General features: G+C 67.9%; 15 protein-coding genes. 13 read left to right on the forward strand and 2 right to left on the reverse strand.

Annotated elements, in window-relative coordinates; genetic code table 11:
- Positions 1 to 88 precede the first annotated feature (88 nt).
- Positions 89 to 2,476, reverse strand: coding sequence for a penicillin-binding protein 1A (locus WS89_RS27370; RefSeq protein WP_156440246.1), 2,388 nt, complete (start codon positions 2,474 to 2,476; stop codon positions 89 to 91).
- Between the two features lie 225 nt (positions 2,477 to 2,701).
- Between WS89_RS27370 and WS89_RS27375 the strand changes: the two genes are divergently transcribed.
- The 12 genes from WS89_RS27375 (at position 2,702) to ugpQ (ending at position 14,863) form a co-directional block, all read left to right on the forward strand.
- Complete coding sequence (locus WS89_RS27375) at positions 2,702 to 3,625, forward strand: hypothetical protein (RefSeq protein ID WP_059499764.1); 924 nt, start codon at positions 2,702 to 2,704, stop codon at positions 3,623 to 3,625.
- Positions 3,625 to 4,278, forward strand: a complete 654-nt coding sequence (locus tag WS89_RS27380; RefSeq protein ID WP_059795114.1) for a hypothetical protein — start codon at positions 3,625 to 3,627, stop codon at positions 4,276 to 4,278. Before WS89_RS27375 ends, WS89_RS27380 begins: the two co-directional genes overlap by 1 nt.
- Positions 4,275 to 5,141, forward strand: coding sequence for a hypothetical protein (locus tag WS89_RS27385; RefSeq protein ID WP_059795117.1), 867 nt, complete (start codon positions 4,275 to 4,277; stop codon positions 5,139 to 5,141). The genes WS89_RS27380 and WS89_RS27385 overlap by 4 nt, the downstream gene beginning before the upstream one ends.
- The gene (locus WS89_RS27390) at positions 5,138 to 6,778 is read left to right on the forward strand and encodes a type IV pilus secretin PilQ (RefSeq protein ID WP_059795120.1); all 1,641 of its coding nucleotides are present in this window, start codon (positions 5,138 to 5,140) and stop codon (positions 6,776 to 6,778) included. Before WS89_RS27385 ends, WS89_RS27390 begins: the two co-directional genes overlap by 4 nt.
- Positions 6,779 to 6,818: 40 nt before the next feature.
- On the forward strand, positions 6,819 to 7,373 hold the full coding sequence (locus WS89_RS27395; protein WP_059499760.1) for a shikimate kinase: 555 nt from the start codon (positions 6,819 to 6,821) through the stop codon (positions 7,371 to 7,373).
- The gene (aroB, locus tag WS89_RS27400; protein WP_059499759.1) at positions 7,370 to 8,449 is read left to right on the forward strand and encodes a 3-dehydroquinate synthase; all 1,080 of its coding nucleotides are present in this window, start codon (positions 7,370 to 7,372) and stop codon (positions 8,447 to 8,449) included. The genes WS89_RS27395 and aroB overlap by 4 nt, the downstream gene beginning before the upstream one ends.
- Positions 8,450 to 8,489: 40 nt before the next feature.
- Positions 8,490 to 9,698, forward strand: a complete 1,209-nt coding sequence (locus WS89_RS27405; protein ID WP_059499758.1) for a deoxyguanosinetriphosphate triphosphohydrolase — start codon at positions 8,490 to 8,492, stop codon at positions 9,696 to 9,698.
- Between the two features lie 88 nt (positions 9,699 to 9,786).
- Complete coding sequence (gene ugpB / locus WS89_RS27410) at positions 9,787 to 11,121, forward strand: sn-glycerol-3-phosphate ABC transporter substrate-binding protein UgpB (RefSeq protein ID WP_034209751.1); 1,335 nt, start codon at positions 9,787 to 9,789, stop codon at positions 11,119 to 11,121.
- Positions 11,122 to 11,218: 97 nt separating this feature from the next.
- Positions 11,219 to 12,103 carry a sn-glycerol-3-phosphate ABC transporter permease UgpA gene (gene ugpA / locus WS89_RS27415; protein ID WP_059795123.1) on the forward strand — a complete coding sequence of 295 codons (885 nt, stop codon included), beginning with the start codon at positions 11,219 to 11,221 and terminating at the stop codon, positions 12,101 to 12,103.
- Positions 12,100 to 12,945, forward strand: coding sequence for a sn-glycerol-3-phosphate ABC transporter permease UgpE (gene ugpE / locus WS89_RS27420; RefSeq protein ID WP_034209753.1), 846 nt, complete (start codon positions 12,100 to 12,102; stop codon positions 12,943 to 12,945). The genes ugpA and ugpE overlap by 4 nt, the downstream gene beginning before the upstream one ends.
- A gap of 34 nt (positions 12,946 to 12,979) precedes the next feature.
- Complete coding sequence (locus WS89_RS27425; RefSeq protein WP_059795125.1) at positions 12,980 to 14,065, forward strand: sn-glycerol-3-phosphate import ATP-binding protein UgpC; 1,086 nt, start codon at positions 12,980 to 12,982, stop codon at positions 14,063 to 14,065.
- 27 nt (positions 14,066 to 14,092) lie between these two features.
- Positions 14,093 to 14,863, forward strand: a complete 771-nt coding sequence (gene ugpQ / locus WS89_RS27430; protein WP_059795274.1) for a glycerophosphodiester phosphodiesterase — start codon at positions 14,093 to 14,095, stop codon at positions 14,861 to 14,863.
- Between the two features lie 188 nt (positions 14,864 to 15,051).
- Here the strand turns inward: ugpQ and WS89_RS27435 are convergent, their stop codons facing one another.
- Complete coding sequence (locus WS89_RS27435) at positions 15,052 to 15,777, reverse strand: OmpW/AlkL family protein (RefSeq protein WP_059499754.1); 726 nt, start codon at positions 15,775 to 15,777, stop codon at positions 15,052 to 15,054.
- A gap of 193 nt (positions 15,778 to 15,970) precedes the next feature.
- On the opposite strand from WS89_RS27435, the gene WS89_RS27440 reads away from it, so the two are divergent.
- Positions 15,971 to 16,684 carry a transposase gene (locus WS89_RS27440; RefSeq protein ID WP_027783329.1) on the forward strand — a complete coding sequence of 238 codons (714 nt, stop codon included), beginning with the start codon at positions 15,971 to 15,973 and terminating at the stop codon, positions 16,682 to 16,684.
- Positions 16,685 to 16,695: the final 11 nt, after the last annotated feature.

Here is a 16,695-nt window from a genome sequence, read left to right on the forward strand (position 1 = left end):
ACCGCCCGGTGCGGACCCGCATGCCGGGTGGTGTGGGAGGGGATCGGTCAGACTCTCTGACCGCCCCTATCCCGATCCGGGCCGCCGGTCAGTGGCCGCGGAACAGGTTCATGATGTCCTGCTTTTCCTGTTCGTCGACGTGCGGCACCGCCTCGTCGACGTTCTGCGCGGCCGGCGCCTGCGGCACGCCGACCGTCGACACGAAGCCGTGACCCGGCGTGAACTCGGTGAAGTACAGTTCGCCGCCGAGCGATTCGACGCCGTCAGGCGCCGTCGGCTTGAACTCGGGCACGCCCTTCAGCGCCGCACCCATGTAGTCGATCCAGACCGGCAGCGACAGGCCGCCGCCGGTTTCGCGATCGCCGAGGCTGCGCGGATTGTCGTAGCCGATCCATGCGATCGCGGCGAGCGTGTGCTGGTAGCCGGCGAACCACGCGTCGTGCGAGTCGTTCGTCGTACCGGTCTTGCCCGCGAGGTCGGTGCGCTTCAGCACGTTGGTCCGCGCGCCCGTGCCGCGCTGCGCGACGCTCTGCAGCAGGCTGTTCATGACGTAGGCGTTGCGCGCGTCGATCGCGCGCGGCGCGTTCTGCTCGGCGACGAGCGGCTGCGCGCGCGCGACGATCGCGCCGTTCGGATCGGTGACTTCGGCGATCAGGTACGGATTGACGCGGTAGCCGCCGTTCGCGAAGACCGAATACGCGCCCGCCATCTGTAGCGGCGTGACCTGACCGGCACCGAGTGCCATCGGCAGGTAGGCGGGATGGCGCTCCGCGTCGAAGCCGAAGCGCGTGATGTATTGCTGTGCGTATTTCGTGCCGATGTGGTTCAGGATCCGGATCGACACGAGGTTGCGCGAGCGCTGCAGCGCGGTGCGCATCGACATCGGGCCCTCGAAGCCGCCGCCGTAGTTCTTCGGCTCCCACGGCTGGCCGCCGGTTTCCGCGGCGCTGAAATACAGCGGGCCGTCGTTGATCACGGTGGCCGGCCCGAGGCCCTTGTCGAGCGACGCCGAATAGATGAACGGCTTGAACGACGAACCCGGCTGCCGCCACGCCTGCGTGACGTGGTTGAACTTGTTCTTGTTGTAGTCGAAGCCGCCGACGAGCGAGCGGATCGCCCCATCCTGCGGGACGATCGACAGGAACGCGCCTTCGACCTGCGGCAACTGCGTGATCGACCATTTGCCGGCGTCGTTCTTCACGACGCGGACGATCGCGCCGGGGCGGATGCGGCGGTTCGGCTGCGCGTTGGCGGACAGCGCGCCCGACGCGAAGCGCAGGTTGTCGCCCTCGATCGTCGCAGTGCTGCCGTCGATGAACGCAACCGTGATCTGGCGCGGGCTCGCGGCCGTCACGACCGCGGCGATCAGCTCGCCGTTGTCGGGGTGCTCGAGCAGCGCGTCGTCGATCGCCTGTTCGCGATCGTCGGCGCCGGCCGGCAGCTCGATGAAGCCCTCCGGCCCGCGATAGCCGTGGCGGCGCTCGTAATCCATGATGCCCTTGCGCAGCGCGGTGTACGCGACCTGCTGGTCCGCGGAATCGATCGTCGTGACGACGTTGAAGCCGCGCGTGTAGGTTTCCTCGCGATACTGCGCGTACATCATCTGTCTGACCATTTCGGCGACGTATTCGGCGTGCACGCTGAAATCGCGGCCCGGCCCCTTGACGACGAGCGGCTGCGCGGCGGCTTCGTCGTACTGTTCGCGCGTGATGAAGTTCAGCTCGAGCATCCGCTGCAGGATGTATTCCTGGCGCACCTTCGCGCGCTTCGGGTTCACGACCGGGTTGTACGCGGACGGCGCCTTCGGCAGCCCCGCGAGCATCGCGGCTTCCGCGAGCGTGATGTCCTTGAGGTCCTTGCCGAAATAGACCCGCGCGGCGCTCGCGAAGCCGTACGCGCGCTGGCCGAGATAGATCTGATTCATGTAGACCTCGAGAATCTGATCCTTCGTCAGCGCGCGCTCGATCCGGTACGCGAGCAGCATCTCGTAGATCTTGCGCGTGTAGGTCTTCTCGCTCGACAGGAAGAAGTTGCGCGCGACCTGCATCGTGATCGTGCTCGCGCCCTGCGACGCGTGGCCGTTCGTCAGCGCGACGAAGCCGGCGCGGACGATGCCGGTGAGATCGACGCCGCCGTGATCGTAGAAGCGCGCGTCCTCGATCGCGAGAATCGCCTTCTTCAGCGAGTCGGGCACGTCCTTGAAATGGACGACGTCGCGACGCTCCTCGCCGAATTCGCCGATCAGCACGTGATCCGACGTATAGATGCGCAGCGGCACCTTCGGCCGATAGTCGGTCAGCGCGTCGAGCGACGGCATGTTCGGCCACGCCACGACGAGCGCGTAGCCGAGCACGAGGCCGCCGGCCACGACGAGGGCCACGCACATCGCGGCGAAGCCGAGCAGGACTTTTTGCCACCAGGGTCGCTTCTTCGGCTCCGGGGCGGGAGGCGGGGACGTAGGAGTCGTGGATTGCATAGGCATACCGGAAAACAGTCCCGCGATTATAGCTGCCCGGTAAGACCGGTCCTGACGCGGGGGCCGCTCGTCGGAAAGCCGTGGGGCGGCGTGCCGTCAGCATAGTCCTGCATGGCCCCCGTGAGCGGATGCTGGCCATTTGGCCGACTGTCGGCCGCACGCGTCGCTTTGCAGAATCAGGTCTCGGAAACGCGGCGTGGGCCGCGACGATCTCGGGAGGCTGGGATGGCAGGACGATGGGTGGCGCGGTTTGCACAGGGCAGGCACCGGTCGACGGGAATCGACGTCGGTGCGCACGAAGTAAGGGTGGCCGTGCTGAGCCGGCGCGGCCGGGACGCGGATGTGCGCGTCGAGGGGCTCGAGCGGGAACCGGTCGGATTGGCGGACGGGCCGGAAGACGCGCGATGGGCGGCGGTCGCGCGGTCGCTGGCGGCGGCCGTGGCGCGGCTGTCGGCGTGCGATGTGCGGTGCGACGCGCGCGGCGTGATGGCGCTGCACGACGAAGAGATGCGTACCGCGACGCTCGATCTGGCCGGGCGCGGCGACATCCCGGACGCCGCGCGGCAGGCGGCCGAGCGCATCTCGGGGCTGGCGCCGGACAGTCTCGCGTTCGACTGGCGGCACTACGGCGGCGCGCGGTCCGGCGAGATCGCGGTGGCGGTGGCGCCGCTGGCGCTGCTCGAGCGGCGGATCGACGTGGCCGCCCAGGCCGGTATCGACCTGACGGTGATCGACGGCGAGTCGGCCGCCGTGCTGCGCGCGCTGCGCTATGCCGCGCAGTTCGAACTCGACGCCCAGGGCGCCTACGCCGCGCTCTGGTTCTGCGACGCGGGCGTGCGCGGCTGGCGAATCGATGGCCCGTCGATCACCCCGGCGCTCACACTGTCCGGCACGTTGCCGGAGGCACTTCCCGATGCGTTGCGCCGACGCGTGCTCGGGGCCGTGCGGTGCGTATTCGTCGCCGGGGACGAGCGATGTATCGCCCGCTTCGATACGTCCGTCGCCGGGATTGGCGATGTGCTCGGCACGGCAGTGGTCCCGTTCGACTGCACGGGCTGGGACGGCCAGCCGTGCGCGCGCGCCGGCATGCCGGGCGGCCCGGCGTTTGCCGTTGCATTCGGGCTGGCGTTGCGCGGGGTGTCGGAATGATGGCCGATCACGTGGCGGCAAACGGAGGCGGGGCGGTGGCGGCCGAGCAGGCGGTACGGGCGGTATTCGGCGACTTCAACCTGCTGCCGTACCGCGAACGATTGGCGCAGGCGTTGCGGCGTCGTCGGGCCGCGCAGTGCGGTGTGGCGATCCTGCTCGGCGTGCTCGGCGCCGGCGTGTGGACGGGCGCTGCTGTGTTATCGCGATGGCGGGTGGACGTCGAGCGCGCCGGCGTGGAGGCACGGTTGCGGCAGTTGCAGCCACAAGTGGCCGTTGCGACGCACGCCGCCCACGCCGCCGCCGCCATCGCGCAGCGCGAAGCGCAGGCGGCTGCGCTGGCCGCGCCTTACCGGCGCGTGACAGGGTTGCTGGCGACCCTGAAGCAGGTGCGCGCCGATCATATCCGGCTCGACGCACTGCGCATGACGACGACCGGCGCCGTGCTCGACGCGCGCGCCGCGAGTTACCGGGCGGCTGCGCGGTGGCTCGCCGCGATGGCGCGCGAGCAGCGCGACTGGCGGATCGATATAGAGACGTTGAAGCCTGCGTCGGATGCGCCGGCTGCCGGGGCCGGGATGCCGTTCCGGTTCTCGGTGCAGTTGCGCTGGCACGACGCGATGTCGTCGCGGACGGTGCCGGGAGGTGGCGCATGACGGCGCTCGTGCGTTGGTCGGCGCTGCGCTCAGGCGCCGGGCCGGGCCGCATGCCGCACGTGTCGCCGGCGGCCGTGCATGCCGCGGGTTGCGTGCTGGCATTCGGTGCCGTGTTGGCGGGCGGCATTCATCTGGCGAATACGGCCGACTGGAGCGGCCTGGCACATAGTCGCGCGTTGCTCGCCGCAGCGCAGGCGCGTGCGGCCGACGCGCAACGCGTGCTCGCTTCCGCCGGACAGCGGCGCGACGGGCATCGTGCGTCGACGCGCGACGATCGCTTGCCGCATGTGCCGGAATGGGCCGAGTTGATGCTGGAGCTGGCCGACCTCGCTGCATCGAGCGGGCTGCAGGGCGTGTCGATCGAACCGCAGCGCGCCGATGGCGCGGCACCGGACGGCCGTCGCACCGTGCGCATCGTCGCGGATGGCGGTTTTCGCGCGCTGGTGCATATGGTCGGTGGGCTGGCGCGCTTCCCGGTGTTGGCCGTACCGTTGGCGCTGCGTATCGAGCGTGGCATGTCGGCGGCGCGCGTGGATATGTCCGTCGACGTGTTTCCGGCGCTGCCGGCAGCAACCGCCGCGGCGGCCGACATGCCGGTTCGCGCCGCTGCGTCCGACGCCGATCCGTTCGGCGAGGCTGGCCCGACCGAAGCGGCGGGGCGCGCAGCCCGCCTTGCCGGCACGATTCGCGATGCGCGTACCGGTCTCGCGTTGTTCGACGACGGCGACGGCGTGTTCACGGCCGTCGCACCTGGCGAGGTGCTGGGGGCTGCGCGCGTGGTGCGTGTCGATCGCGCTGCCGTGACGCTTGCAACGGCAGACGGATCGCAGCGGCTCGCCCTGGATGACGGAGGCCGGCCATGACGAAACACGGCTGTTGGGTGTTTGTCGTCTGGGCCGGCGTGACGGCGGCTAACGCCGGCGCGTCGTTGCCGCCGTTACCGCCGCTGCCGGCGGTCTGGCCGGCCGGGTCGACGGAGGTGTCGGTGCCGGGCCTGTCGCAGCCGTTGCGCGTGGCTGACGGCGTGGACGGCGCGGTAGCGGAGGACGCCGGCCCCTCGCCGTTCGATCAGGCCGCGCGTGCGGCGCTGCAGACGGAAACCGCCCCACCGCTTTCCACGCTCGAGGGGCCGCCGATCCCGCTGGCGCCGCCGGCCCGAATGAGCGACGCCGCAGCGCGGCAACCCGGCGATGCCGACGACGCGCGGCGGATCTCGCTGGATCTGCAGGGCGCCGGGCTCGCGGCTGCGTTCGACGCGATCGCGCGGTTCACGGGGCTCAATATCGTCGTCGGCGAGCAGGTGCGAGGCACGGTCACGTTACGTCTGAACAATGTCCGCTGGCGCGAAGCGTTCGACACGCTGCTCGACACGCACGGGCTCGCGATGTCCCGGCGTGGCAACGTGATCTGGGTCACGCCGGCAGCCGAACTGGCTGCGCGCGAACGCGAGCGCTTCGAAATGCATGCGCGGGCCGCCGATCTGGAGCCGCTCGCGAGCCGTACGTTCGCGCTGCACTATCCGCGAGCGCAGGACGTGCAACGGCTGCTGGCCGGCGCGACCGGCCAGCGTCTGCTGTCGAAGCGTGGCGCCGCGGCGGCCGATCCGCGCACGAACCTGCTGTTCGTGACCGATCTCGCGCCGCGCCTCGCTCAGATCGCGGCCCTGATCGACGCGATCGACCGGCCGTCGCGGCAGGTCCGCATCGAGGCCCGCATCGTCGAGGGCGAGCAGGGTTTCTCGCGCAACCTTGGCGCGCGCGTCGCGCTGCGTGCGCAGGGACGGCCGTCGTCGGCCGAGGGCGCGTCATTCACGGCGGATGCGCGCAACGCGCTGGATCTCGCCGCGCGGCCGCTCGGCGGTTTCGACGCGGCGACTGCCGGCTTCACGCTGTTCGCCGCGCCGCTCAGCCGCGTACTCGACATCGAGCTGAGTGCGCTCGAGGCACAGGGGCGGGGCCAGATCGTTTCGCGTCCGCGGGTAATGACGGCGGACCGCGTCAAGGCCATCGTCGAACAGGGTTCCGAACTGCCGTACCAGGCGAAGGTCGGCAATGGCATGAGCGGCGTGCAGTTCCGTCGCGCGACGCTCAAGCTGGAGGTCGAGCCGCAGATCACGCCGGACGGGCGCGTGGTGCTCGATCTCGACGTGACCAAGGACAGCGTCGGCGAGCCGACCGCGGCCGGCCCTGCCATCCATACGAAGCACGTGCAGACGCGCGTCGAGGTCGAGAATGGCGGGACGGTCGCGATCGGCGGCATCTATGAACAACTGAACCGGAACGATGTGACGCGCGTGCCGCTCTTGGGCAGAATACCGTTTCTGGGCGCGCTTTTCCGGCACCGCGCGCAGCGCGATCAACGCAACGAACTGGTCGTCTTCATCACGCCGACCGTCGTCGAGGCGCGTTGCGGCGCATCCGACACGGGCGACGTGGACGCCGAGAAAACAGGGCCGGAAGCCGGCGGCGCAGGCTCGACAAGGCAGCCGCTTTGCCAGTAAGCTGCGCCACACACCAGCAAGATTGAAGCAGAGGAAGCCGTTGCAAGCGCGGGACCCACATGCAAACGTATTTTTCGTCGGCCTTATGGGAGCGGGTAAGACCACCGTGGGCCGTGCGGTCGCGCGTCGTCTCGACAGGACGTTCTTCGACTCCGACCACGAAATCGAGGCCCGTACGGGCGCGCGCATTCCGGTGATCTTCGAGCTGGAGGGCGAGGCCGGGTTTCGCGATCGCGAAACGCAGGTCATCGCCGATCTCGCGCAGCGCGAGAACATCGTGCTCGCGACGGGCGGCGGCGCGGTGCTGCGCCCGGAAAATCGCGACAGCCTGAAAACCAACGGCATCGTCGTCTACCTGCGCGCCAATCCGCACGATCTGTGGCTGCGCACGCGCAAGGACAAGAACCGCCCGCTGTTGCAGACGGAAGATCCGAAGGGGCGTCTCGAAGCGCTGTACGAAGTGCGCGACCCGCTGTACCGCGAATGCGCGGATTTCGTCATCGAGACCGGCCGTCCGTCGGTCAACGGTCTCGTCAACATGGTGCTGATGCAACTCGAACTGGCCGGCGTCGTCGCCAAGCCGCTACAAGCATGATTACTGTCAACGTCGATCTGGGCGACCGCGCCTATCCGATTCATATTGGCGCCGGCCTGATCGGCCGCACCGAGCTGTTCGCTCCCCACGTCAAGGGTTCGTCCGTCACGATCGTCACGAACACGACGGTCGATCCGCTCTACGGCGACGCGCTGCGCGCGGCGCTCGCGCCACTCGGCAAGCGCGTGTCGACGGTCGTGCTGCCGGACGGCGAGGCGTACAAGAACTGGGAAACGCTGAACCTGATCTTCGACGGCCTGCTCACGGAGCACGCGGATCGCAAGACGACGCTCGTCGCACTCGGCGGCGGCGTGGTCGGCGACATGACGGGTTTTGCCGCCGCGTGCTACATGCGCGGCGTGCCGTTCATCCAGGTGCCGACGACGCTGCTGTCGCAGGTCGATTCGTCGGTCGGCGGCAAGACGGGCATCAATCACCCGCTCGGCAAGAACATGATCGGTGCGTTCTACCAGCCGCAGGCCGTGATCGCGGACATCGGCGCGCTGACGACGCTGCCCGATCGCGAACTGGCGGCGGGCGTCGCCGAAGTCATCAAGACGGGCGCAATCGCCGATGCCGGGTTCTTCGACTGGATCGAGGCGAACGTCGGTGCGCTGAACCGTCGCGAGCCGGCTGCGCTCGCGCATGCGGTGAAGCGTTCGTGCGAGATCAAGGCGAGCGTCGTCGCGGCCGACGAGCGCGAAGGCGGCCTGCGCGCGATTCTGAATTTCGGCCACACGTTCGGCCATGCGATCGAGGCCGGGCTCGGCTACGGCGAATGGCTGCACGGCGAGGCGGTCGGCTGCGGGATGGTGATGGCGGGCGACCTGTCGGTGCGGCTCGGTCTCTTCGACGAAGCGTCGCGGCAGCGCCTCGATGCGGTGATCGCGGCCGCGCATCTGCCGACCCGCGGGCCTGCGCTCGGCGACGCGCGCTACATGGACCTGATGCGCGTCGACAAGAAGGCCGAGTCCGGCGCGATCAAGTTCATCCTGCTGAAGCGATTCGGCGATACGCTGATCACGCAGGCGCCGGACGAAGCGGTATTCGCTACACTGGCGCAGACGACCCACTAACGGTGGCCCGGATGTGCCGGCGCCCTGACATGGAGGAGACGTGAGCGAGACATCCAGCCGCACACTGCCCGAAGCCGGCCGCGCCTGCGCCGCGCCGGTGGCCGAGCCGCCGACGCTGGCGGCGCTGGAAGCCCATCTCGCTCCGTATGCCGCACACGCGTCGCAGTCGCGTGGCCGCCGCCATCCGGAAACCCCGCCGGCGGCGCGCACCGAATTCCAGCGCGATCGCGACCGCATCGTCCATTCGACCGCGTTTCGCCGGCTCGAATACAAGACGCAGGTCTTCGTCAATCACGAAGGCGACCTGTTCCGCACACGCCTCACGCACAGCCTCGAAGTCGCGCAGATCGCGCGCTCGGTCGCGCGCAACCTGCGCCTGAACGAGGATCTCGTCGAAGCGATCTCGCTCGCGCACGATCTCGGCCATACGCCGTTCGGCCATGCCGGGCAGGACGCGCTGAATGCGTGCATGCGCGAGCACGGCGGCTTCGAGCACAACCTGCAAAGCCTCGCCGTGGTCGACGAGCTCGAGGAGCACTACGGCGCGTTCAACGGATTGAACCTGTGCTTCGAGACGCGCGAAGGCATCCTGAAGCACTGTTCGCGCGAGAATGCGCGCAAGCTCGGCGCGCTCGGCGAGCGCTTCCTGCAAGGCCGCCAGCCGTCGCTCGAAGCGCAGCTCGCGAACATCGCCGATGAAATCGCGTACAACAACCACGACGTCGACGACGGCCTGCGCTCCGGCCTGATCACGATCGAGCAGCTCGCGGAAGTCGAGCTGTGGCAGCGTCACTACGAAGCGGCGCTCGCCGAATTCCCGCATCTCGAAGGCCGCCGTCTCGTGCACGAGACGGTGCGCCGCATCATCAACACGCTGATCGTCGATCTGATCGACGAGACGACGCGCAATCTCGCGCGCGTCGCGCCTGCGTCGCTCGACGACGTGCGCGACGCACCGCCGCTCGTGTCGCACAGCCCCGAGGTCGCCGCGCAGGCGGCCGCCCTCAAGCGCTTCCTCTTCAAGAACCTGTATCGCCACTACAAGGTGATGCGCATGGCGAGCAAGGCGCAACGCGTCGTCACGGGGTTGTTCGATGCGTTCATCGACGATCCGCGCCTGCTGCCGCCGCCGTACCAGTCCGACGACGCGGCGCAGCAGCCGCGTCTCGTCGCGCATTACATCGCCGGCATGACCGACCGCTTCGCGCTGAAGGAATACCAGCGCCTGTTCGTCGTCAACGACAACTGACTGTCACAAACGATCACTAGACTTCGCCGGTTCAATGGCGACGGGAATGTTGCACACGCTGTTGGTAACGTTTTCATAGGAGAGGTCGATGAAGAAGAAGCCTGCGGGGACACTGGTTCGGTCGATCGCGCTCGGCGGCGCGTTGATGTTCGGGGCGCAGCACGTCGCGCTCGCCGCGACGGAAATCCAGTTCTGGCATGCGATGGAGGCCGCGCTCGGCGAGCGGGTCAATGCGATCGCCGACCAGTTCAACGCGTCGCAAAGCGACTACAAGATCGTGCCGGTCTTCAAGGGCACCTACGACCAGGCGCTCGCGGCCGGCATTGCGGCCTATCGCAGCGGCAACGCGCCGGCGATCCTGCAGGTGTATGAAGTCGGCACGGCGACGATGATGCAGGCGAAGAAGGCGGTCGTGCCCGTCTACGACGTGTTCAAGCAGGCCGGCGTGACGCTCGACGAAAAGGCATTCGTGCCGACCATCGCGAGCTACTACAGCGACGCGAAGACGGGCCACCTGGTCTCGATGCCGTTCAACAGCTCGACGCCGGTGCTGTACTACAACAAGGACGCGTTCAAGAAGGCGGGCCTCGATCCGAACCAGCCGCCGAAGACGTGGGCCGACGTGAAGGCGGATGCCGAGAAGCTGCGCAAGTCGGGGATGGCCTGCGGCTTCACGACCGGCTGGCAGGGCTGGATCCAGCTCGAAAACTACAGCGCGTGGCACGGGCTGCCGTTCGCGAGCCGCAACAACGGCTTCGACGGTACGGACGCGGTGCTCGAGTTCAACAAGCCGCAGCAGATCGCGCATATCGCGTTCCTGCAGCAGATGGCGAAGGACGGCACGTTCACGTACGCGGGCCGCAAGGATGAAGCGTCGGCGAAGTTCTACAGCGGCGACTGCGGGATCCTGACGACGTCGTCGGGGGCGCTCGCGAACGTGCAGAAATTCGCGAAGTTCAGCTACGGCACGGGGATGCTGCCGTACGATGCGGACGTGAAGGGCGCGCCGCAGAACGCGATCATCGGCGGCGCGAGCCTGTGGGTGCTGGCCGGCAAGGATCCGGCGACCTACAAGGGCGTCGCGAAATTCCTCGCGTACCTGGCCACGCCTGCCGTCGCCGCGAAGTGGCACCAGGATACGGGCTACCTGCCAGTCACGACCGCCGCGTACGACCTGACGCGCCAGCAGGGCTTCTACGCGAAGAACCCGAGCGCCGAAACCGCGATCAAGCAGATGTTGAACAAGCCGCCGCTGCCGTACACGAAGGGGCTGCGGCTGGGCAACATGCCGCAGATCCGCACGATCGTCGACGAGGAGTTCGAACAGGTCTGGGCGCAGAAGAAGTCACCGAAGGACGCGCTCGATTCGGCCGCCTCGCGCGGCGACGAACTGCTGCGCCGCTTCGAGAAGTCGGGCGGCTGAGCACGCATCGCGTTCGTGCCGCCGGCGGCGCCGCGCGTCAGCGCGTGCCGTCCGGCGGCACGGCTTCCCTTCCGTTTCGCCTGACCGGACACCCGCGATGCAATCCCGTTCCCGTTTCGGTACGAGCCCGGTGCCGTACCTGCTGATCGCGCCGCAGCTCGCGATCACCGCCGTGTTCTTCCTGTGGCCGGCCGGCGTCGCGCTGTGGCAGTCCACGCAGATGCAGGACGCGTTCGGCACGTCGAGCGAGTTCGTCGGCTTCGCGAACTTCGCGCACCTGTTCGCCGATCCGCTGTATCTCGATTCGTTCCGCACGACGCTCGTGTTCAGTTCGCTCGTCACGGTGAGCGGGCTCGTTGTGTCGCTGCTGCTCGCCGCATGCGCCGACCGCGTGATCCGCGGCGCGCGCGCGTACCGCACGCTGCTGATCTGGCCGTACGCGGTCGCGCCGACGATCGCGGCCGTGCTGTGGGCGTTCCTGTTCAACCCGAGCATCGGCCTGATCACGTATGCGCTCGCGAAGGGCGGCATCGTGTGGAACCATGCGCTGAACGGCGGTCAGGCGATGTTTCTCGTCGTGCTGGCGTCGGTATGGAAGCAGGTGAGCTACAACTTCCTGTTCTTCTACGCGGGGCTGCAGGCGATCCCGCGCTCGCTGATCGAGGCGGCGGCGATCGACGGCGCGGGGCCGGTGCGGCGCTTCTTCAACATCGTGCTGCCGCTGCTGTCGCCGACGAGTTTCTTCCTGCTGGTTGTGAACCTCGTCTACGCGTTCTTCGACACCTTCCCGGTGATCGACGCGGCCACCGGCGGCGGCCCGGCGCAGAGCACCAGGACGCTGATCTACAAGATCTTCGCGGAAGGCTTCCAGGGGCTCGACATCGGCAGCTCGGGCGCGCAGTCGGTCGTGCTGATGATCATCGTCGTGGGGCTCACGGTGATCCAGTTCCGCTTCGTCGAACGCAGGGTGCAATACGCATGATCGAGAATCGCAAGGGCTTCGACCTGTTCTGCCACGCGGTGCTGATCGCCGGTGTCGTCCTGATCGTGTTTCCCGTCTACGTCGCGTTCTGCGCGGCGACGATGAATGCGCAGGAAGTGTTCACGGTGCCGCTGTCGCTCGTGCCGAGCACGCACCTGTTCGAGAACGTCGCATACATCTGGGGGCACGGCAGCGGCGGCACGACGGCGCCGTTCGGGCGCCTGCTCGTGAACAGCTTCGCGATGGCGCTCGGGATCGCGGTCGGCAAGATCGCGGTGTCGATCCTGTCCGCGTACGCGATCGTCTATTTCCGCTTCCCGTTTCGCAACACGGCGTTCTGGCTGATCTTCGTCACGCTGATGCTGCCGGTGGAAGTGCGGATCTTCCCGACCGTGCAGGTCGTGTCGACACTGCATCTGACGAACACCTATGCGGGGCTCGCGATGCCGCTGATCGCGTCGGCGACCGCGACGTTCCTGTTCCGGCAGTTCTTCATGACGCTGCCCGACGAGCTGATGGATGCGGCGCGTATCGACGGCGCGGGGCCGCTGCGCTTCTTCTGGGACGTCGTGCTGCCGCTGTCGAAGACGAGCATCGCCGCGCTGTTCGTGATCACGTTCATCTACGGCTGGAACCAGTATCTGTGGCCGATCCTGATCACGACGGAAGCGTCGCTGTCGACGGCGGTGGTCGGCATCAAAACGATGATCGCGAGCGGCGACGCCGCGACCGAATGGCAATACGTGATGGCGGCGACGCTGCTGGCGATGATTCCGCCGCTCGTCGTCGTGCTGGCGATGCAGCGCTGGTTCGTGCGCGGCCTCGTCGATTCCGAGAAATGAACGACCGACGGTAACTCCGGGAGAAGGACCAGGTATGGCTGCACTGAGCTTGAAGGGCGTCAGGAAATCCTACGACGGCAAGCAGCACGTGCTGCACGGCATCGACGTGGAGATCGCCGACGGCGAATTCATCGTGCTGGTCGGCCCGTCGGGCTGCGGCAAGTCGACGTTGTTGCGGATGATCGCGGGGCTCGAGTCGGTGACGGACGGCGAGATCGCGATCGGCGACCGGGTCGTCAACACGCTGGAGCCGAAGGATCGCGACATCGCGATGGTGTTCCAGAACTACGCGCTGTACCCGCACATGACGGTCGCGCAGAACATGGGCTACGGGCTGAAGATTCGCGGCATCGAGCGCGCGACGATCGATTCGCGGGTGGCCGCGGCCGCGAAGATTCTCGAGCTCGAGCCCCTGCTCGCGCGGCGGCCGCGCGAGTTGTCGGGCGGCCAGCGGCAGCGCGTTGCGATGGGGCGCGCGATCGTGCGCGAGCCGTCGGTGTTCCTGTTCGACGAGCCGTTGTCGAACCTCGACGCGAAGCTGCGCGTGCAGATGCGGCTTGAAATCCAGCGGCTGCACGCGCGACTCGCGACGACGAGCGTGTACGTGACGCACGACCAGATCGAAGCGATGACGCTCGCGCAGCGGGTGATCGTGATGAACCGCGGCTACGCGGAGCAGATCGGCGCGCCGGTCGACGTGTACGAGAAGCCGGCGACCGTGTTCGTCGCGGGCTTCATCGGCTCGCCCGCGATGAACCTGATGCACGGCCGGCTGTCGGAAGACGGCGCGACCTTCACGGTCGCGGGTGGCGGCCCCGCGCTGCCGGTCGCCGGCGCGCCCGGCATCGGCAGCGAGATCGCCACCGGGCGCGACTGGGTGCTCGGCGTGCGTCCCGAACACATGACGCCGCAGCCGGGCGTCGCGCAGGCGACGCTGCCGGTCGATTCGTGCGAGCTGCTCGGCGCGGACAATCTCGCGCACGGCCGTTGGGGCAATCACGACGTCGCGGTGCGCCTGCCGCACGCGGACCGCCCCGCGCGTGGCACGGCGCTGGCGGCGGCGTTGCCCGCGCACCGGCTGCATTTCTTCGATCCCGAAACCGGCAAGCGCGCCGGCTGAAACTGTCCGACTGCCGGGAGACCGATGATGACGATCCGCACCGACTGGCCCTATCCACGCGTCGTCGCCCATCGCGGCGGCGGCACGCTCGCGCCGGAGAACACGCTTGCCGCGCTCGACGAGGGCGCGCGGCGCGGTCACCGGATGGTCGAGTTCGACGCGAAGCTGTCGGCCGACGACGTGACGTTCCTGCTGCACGACGACACGGTCGACCGGACGTCGAACGGCCATGGAGCGGCGGCGGGCATGCGTTATGCGACGCTGGCCGCGCTCGACGCGGGCGCGTGGCGCGATGCGCGCTTCGCGGGCGAACGGATGCCGACGCTCGAGGCCGCGGCGGCGCGCTGCATCGCGCACGGGCTGGCCGCGAACGTCGAGATCAAGCCGTGCCCGGGGCGCGAGCGCGAAACGGGGCGGCGCGTGGCGGCCGACGCGGCCGCGTACTGGCGCGATGCCGCCGTGGCGCCGCTGCTGTCGTCGTTCTCGTTCGACGCACTGCAACAGGCGCGCGCGTCCGCGCCGGCGCTGCCGCGAGGAATGCTCTACGAAATCGTGCCGGACGACTGGCATGCGCAGGTCGTCGACGCGCTCGGCTGCGTGTCGTTGCATGCAGACCACACCCGCCTCGACGAACCGCTCGTGCGCGCGATCAAGGCTGCCGGGCTGCGCATCCTGGTTTACACGGTGAACGACCTCGAACGGGCGCGCGAGTTGGCGCGCTGGGGCGTCGACGCGGTCTGCACGGACCGCATCGACCTGATCACGCCCGATGCACTGGACGATATCGACGTCGTCTGACGCCCACGGCGGCGGTCGCAGCTGCGGCGGCGTCCGGTAAAACCCTTGCCCGGGACGGGCCCGACGCGAAAAAACGACGCCCCGACGGGATTCCCGCCGGGGCGTTTTGCATCGTGGAGACGTTACGCCACGAAAAATCCGCTACAAATTGCAGCAGAATTAACCATTCCCCAAATATTCGACTACGCTTAGAAACGGTAGCCGACGTTCAGGTACGTGACGATCGGGTTCAGCGAGATGTGGGCCTTCGACGTTTCCGTCAGCGTCCCGACCGGCGTGCGGCGGGCCGTCGTGAAGGTCGCGGTCACGCTGACGGGGATGTACGAGAGCGACAGGCCCGCGAACCAGTGTTTCGTGAAGTTGTACGTGAAGCCGGCGTTGAAGACGGGCGCCCACTGATTGCTCGTCGTGGCGCTGGTCGGGCCGCCGAGCACGCCGTTCTCGAACGCGCCGTTGGTGATCTTGGCGCCGGTGAACCAGACGTACGTCGCGCCGACGCCGACATACGGACGGAACTTCGCATTGGCGTCGTTGAAGTGGTAGCGAAGCAATACGGCAGGACTCCACTGGTACGCGCGGCCGAGTACGCCGAATCTTTCGAACTGACCCTTGCCGGTAATGTCGAACTTCGGCGGTATCCCCATCACGAGCTCGGTGGAGATATGGTCGGTGATGAAGTAGCCCGTTGCGAGCCCGAGCGTGTCGGCGTCGTTGATACCGGCGCCGGTGTTGGGAATCGACTGGTTGATGGGCGTGCCGCCTACGCCGTAGACGAACAGCGGGTCGCTGCTGTCCTGCGGCGAAAGGTGGAACCAGCCGGTGCTGACGTAAAAATCGCCTGCGGATTGTGCATGTGCCGTACCGCCCGCGAATGCGAGCGCTACGGCCCCCGTAATGGCCAGTTTTCGTTTCATTGTGTCTCCTCCGATCAAAGGCGTGCTCATTATGACGACTGCGTTTAAAACCAAACAAGCTCGTAAGTTAGAGTTTTCTCCCTAGGATTCGCACGACCGTACGCTTACGCGCGCCGCAGGGACGGGCATTCTACGCAGGTGCGCAATTTCGGACCTCCGGGTATTTCCTAACGCGTTCAAACGGACATTCAGCATGGCACGGTTAGCACGACTCTACGTTCCCGACCAGCCGCAGCACGTGATACTGCGCGGCCTGGATCAGCAACCCGCGTTCGTCGACGACCAGGACTACGAACTCTTCATCGATTGCCTGAAGGCCGCCGCACGCGATCATCACCTGTCGGTGCATGCCTACGTGCTGCTGCCGCGCCAGGTGCAACTTCTCGTGACGCCGAGCGACGAGGCGAGTCTGCCGAAGGCGATGCAAGCCGTCGGCCGTCGCTACGTCGCGCATTTCAACCGGCGCTATTCGCGGCGCGGCACCCTGTGGGAAGGCCGCTATCGCGCGACGGTGATCGAAGGCGAGCGCTATTTCCTGCTCGCGAGCCGCGTGGTCGAGATGAGCCCGGTGCGCTCGCAGCTCGTCGCGACGCCCGAGGCCTATCGGTGGTCGAGCTACCGGCATCACGTCGGGCTCACCGTCGACAGCCTGATCACCGACCATCCGCTCTACTGGGCGCTCGGCAATACGCCGTTCGACCGCCAGCGCGCGTACAAGGAGCTGTGCGAGCAACCGCTCGACGAGCGGCAGGCCGACCAGCTGCAGCAGGCGACGCTGAAAGGCTGGGTGCTCGGCGGCGAGAATTACCGCGAGTGGGCGGCGCGTACCGCGAACCGGCGCGTGTCGCCGTTGCCGCGCGGGCGCCCCAGAAAGGTGCGCGAGAACACGCCGCCGATCCAGCAATAAGGCCGGAAAGG

The organism is Burkholderia sp. MSMB1072 (genome assembly GCF_001524725.1).
Taxonomy (GTDB): domain Bacteria; phylum Pseudomonadota; class Gammaproteobacteria; order Burkholderiales; family Burkholderiaceae; genus Burkholderia.

Bases quoted from the DNA above. Each gene is read 5' to 3' on its own strand.
- WS89_RS27370 (WP_156440246.1), bottom strand. From the start codon at position 2,476: ATGCAATCCACGACTCCTACGTCCCCGCCTCCCGCCCCGGAGCCGAAG.
- WS89_RS27425 (WP_059795125.1), top strand. From the start codon at position 12,980: ATGGCTGCACTGAGCTTGAAGGGCGTCAGGAAATCCTACGACGGCAAG.
- ugpB (WP_034209751.1), top strand. From the start codon at position 9,787: ATGAAGAAGAAGCCTGCGGGGACACTGGTTCGGTCGATCGCGCTCGGC.
- WS89_RS27435 (WP_059499754.1), bottom strand. From the start codon at position 15,777: ATGAAACGAAAACTGGCCATTACGGGGGCCGTAGCGCTCGCATTCGCG.
- ugpA (WP_059795123.1), top strand. From the start codon at position 11,219: ATGCAATCCCGTTCCCGTTTCGGTACGAGCCCGGTGCCGTACCTGCTG.
- WS89_RS27385 (WP_059795117.1), top strand. From the start codon at position 4,275: ATGACGGCGCTCGTGCGTTGGTCGGCGCTGCGCTCAGGCGCCGGGCCG.
- WS89_RS27380 (WP_059795114.1), top strand. From the start codon at position 3,625: ATGGCCGATCACGTGGCGGCAAACGGAGGCGGGGCGGTGGCGGCCGAG.
- WS89_RS27440 (WP_027783329.1), top strand. From the start codon at position 15,971: ATGGCACGGTTAGCACGACTCTACGTTCCCGACCAGCCGCAGCACGTG.
- aroB (WP_059499759.1), top strand. From the start codon at position 7,370: ATGATTACTGTCAACGTCGATCTGGGCGACCGCGCCTATCCGATTCAT.
- WS89_RS27390 (WP_059795120.1), top strand. From the start codon at position 5,138: ATGACGAAACACGGCTGTTGGGTGTTTGTCGTCTGGGCCGGCGTGACG.
- ugpE (WP_034209753.1), top strand. From the start codon at position 12,100: ATGATCGAGAATCGCAAGGGCTTCGACCTGTTCTGCCACGCGGTGCTG.
- WS89_RS27375 (WP_059499764.1), top strand. From the start codon at position 2,702: ATGGCAGGACGATGGGTGGCGCGGTTTGCACAGGGCAGGCACCGGTCG.
- ugpQ (WP_059795274.1), top strand. From the start codon at position 14,093: ATGACGATCCGCACCGACTGGCCCTATCCACGCGTCGTCGCCCATCGC.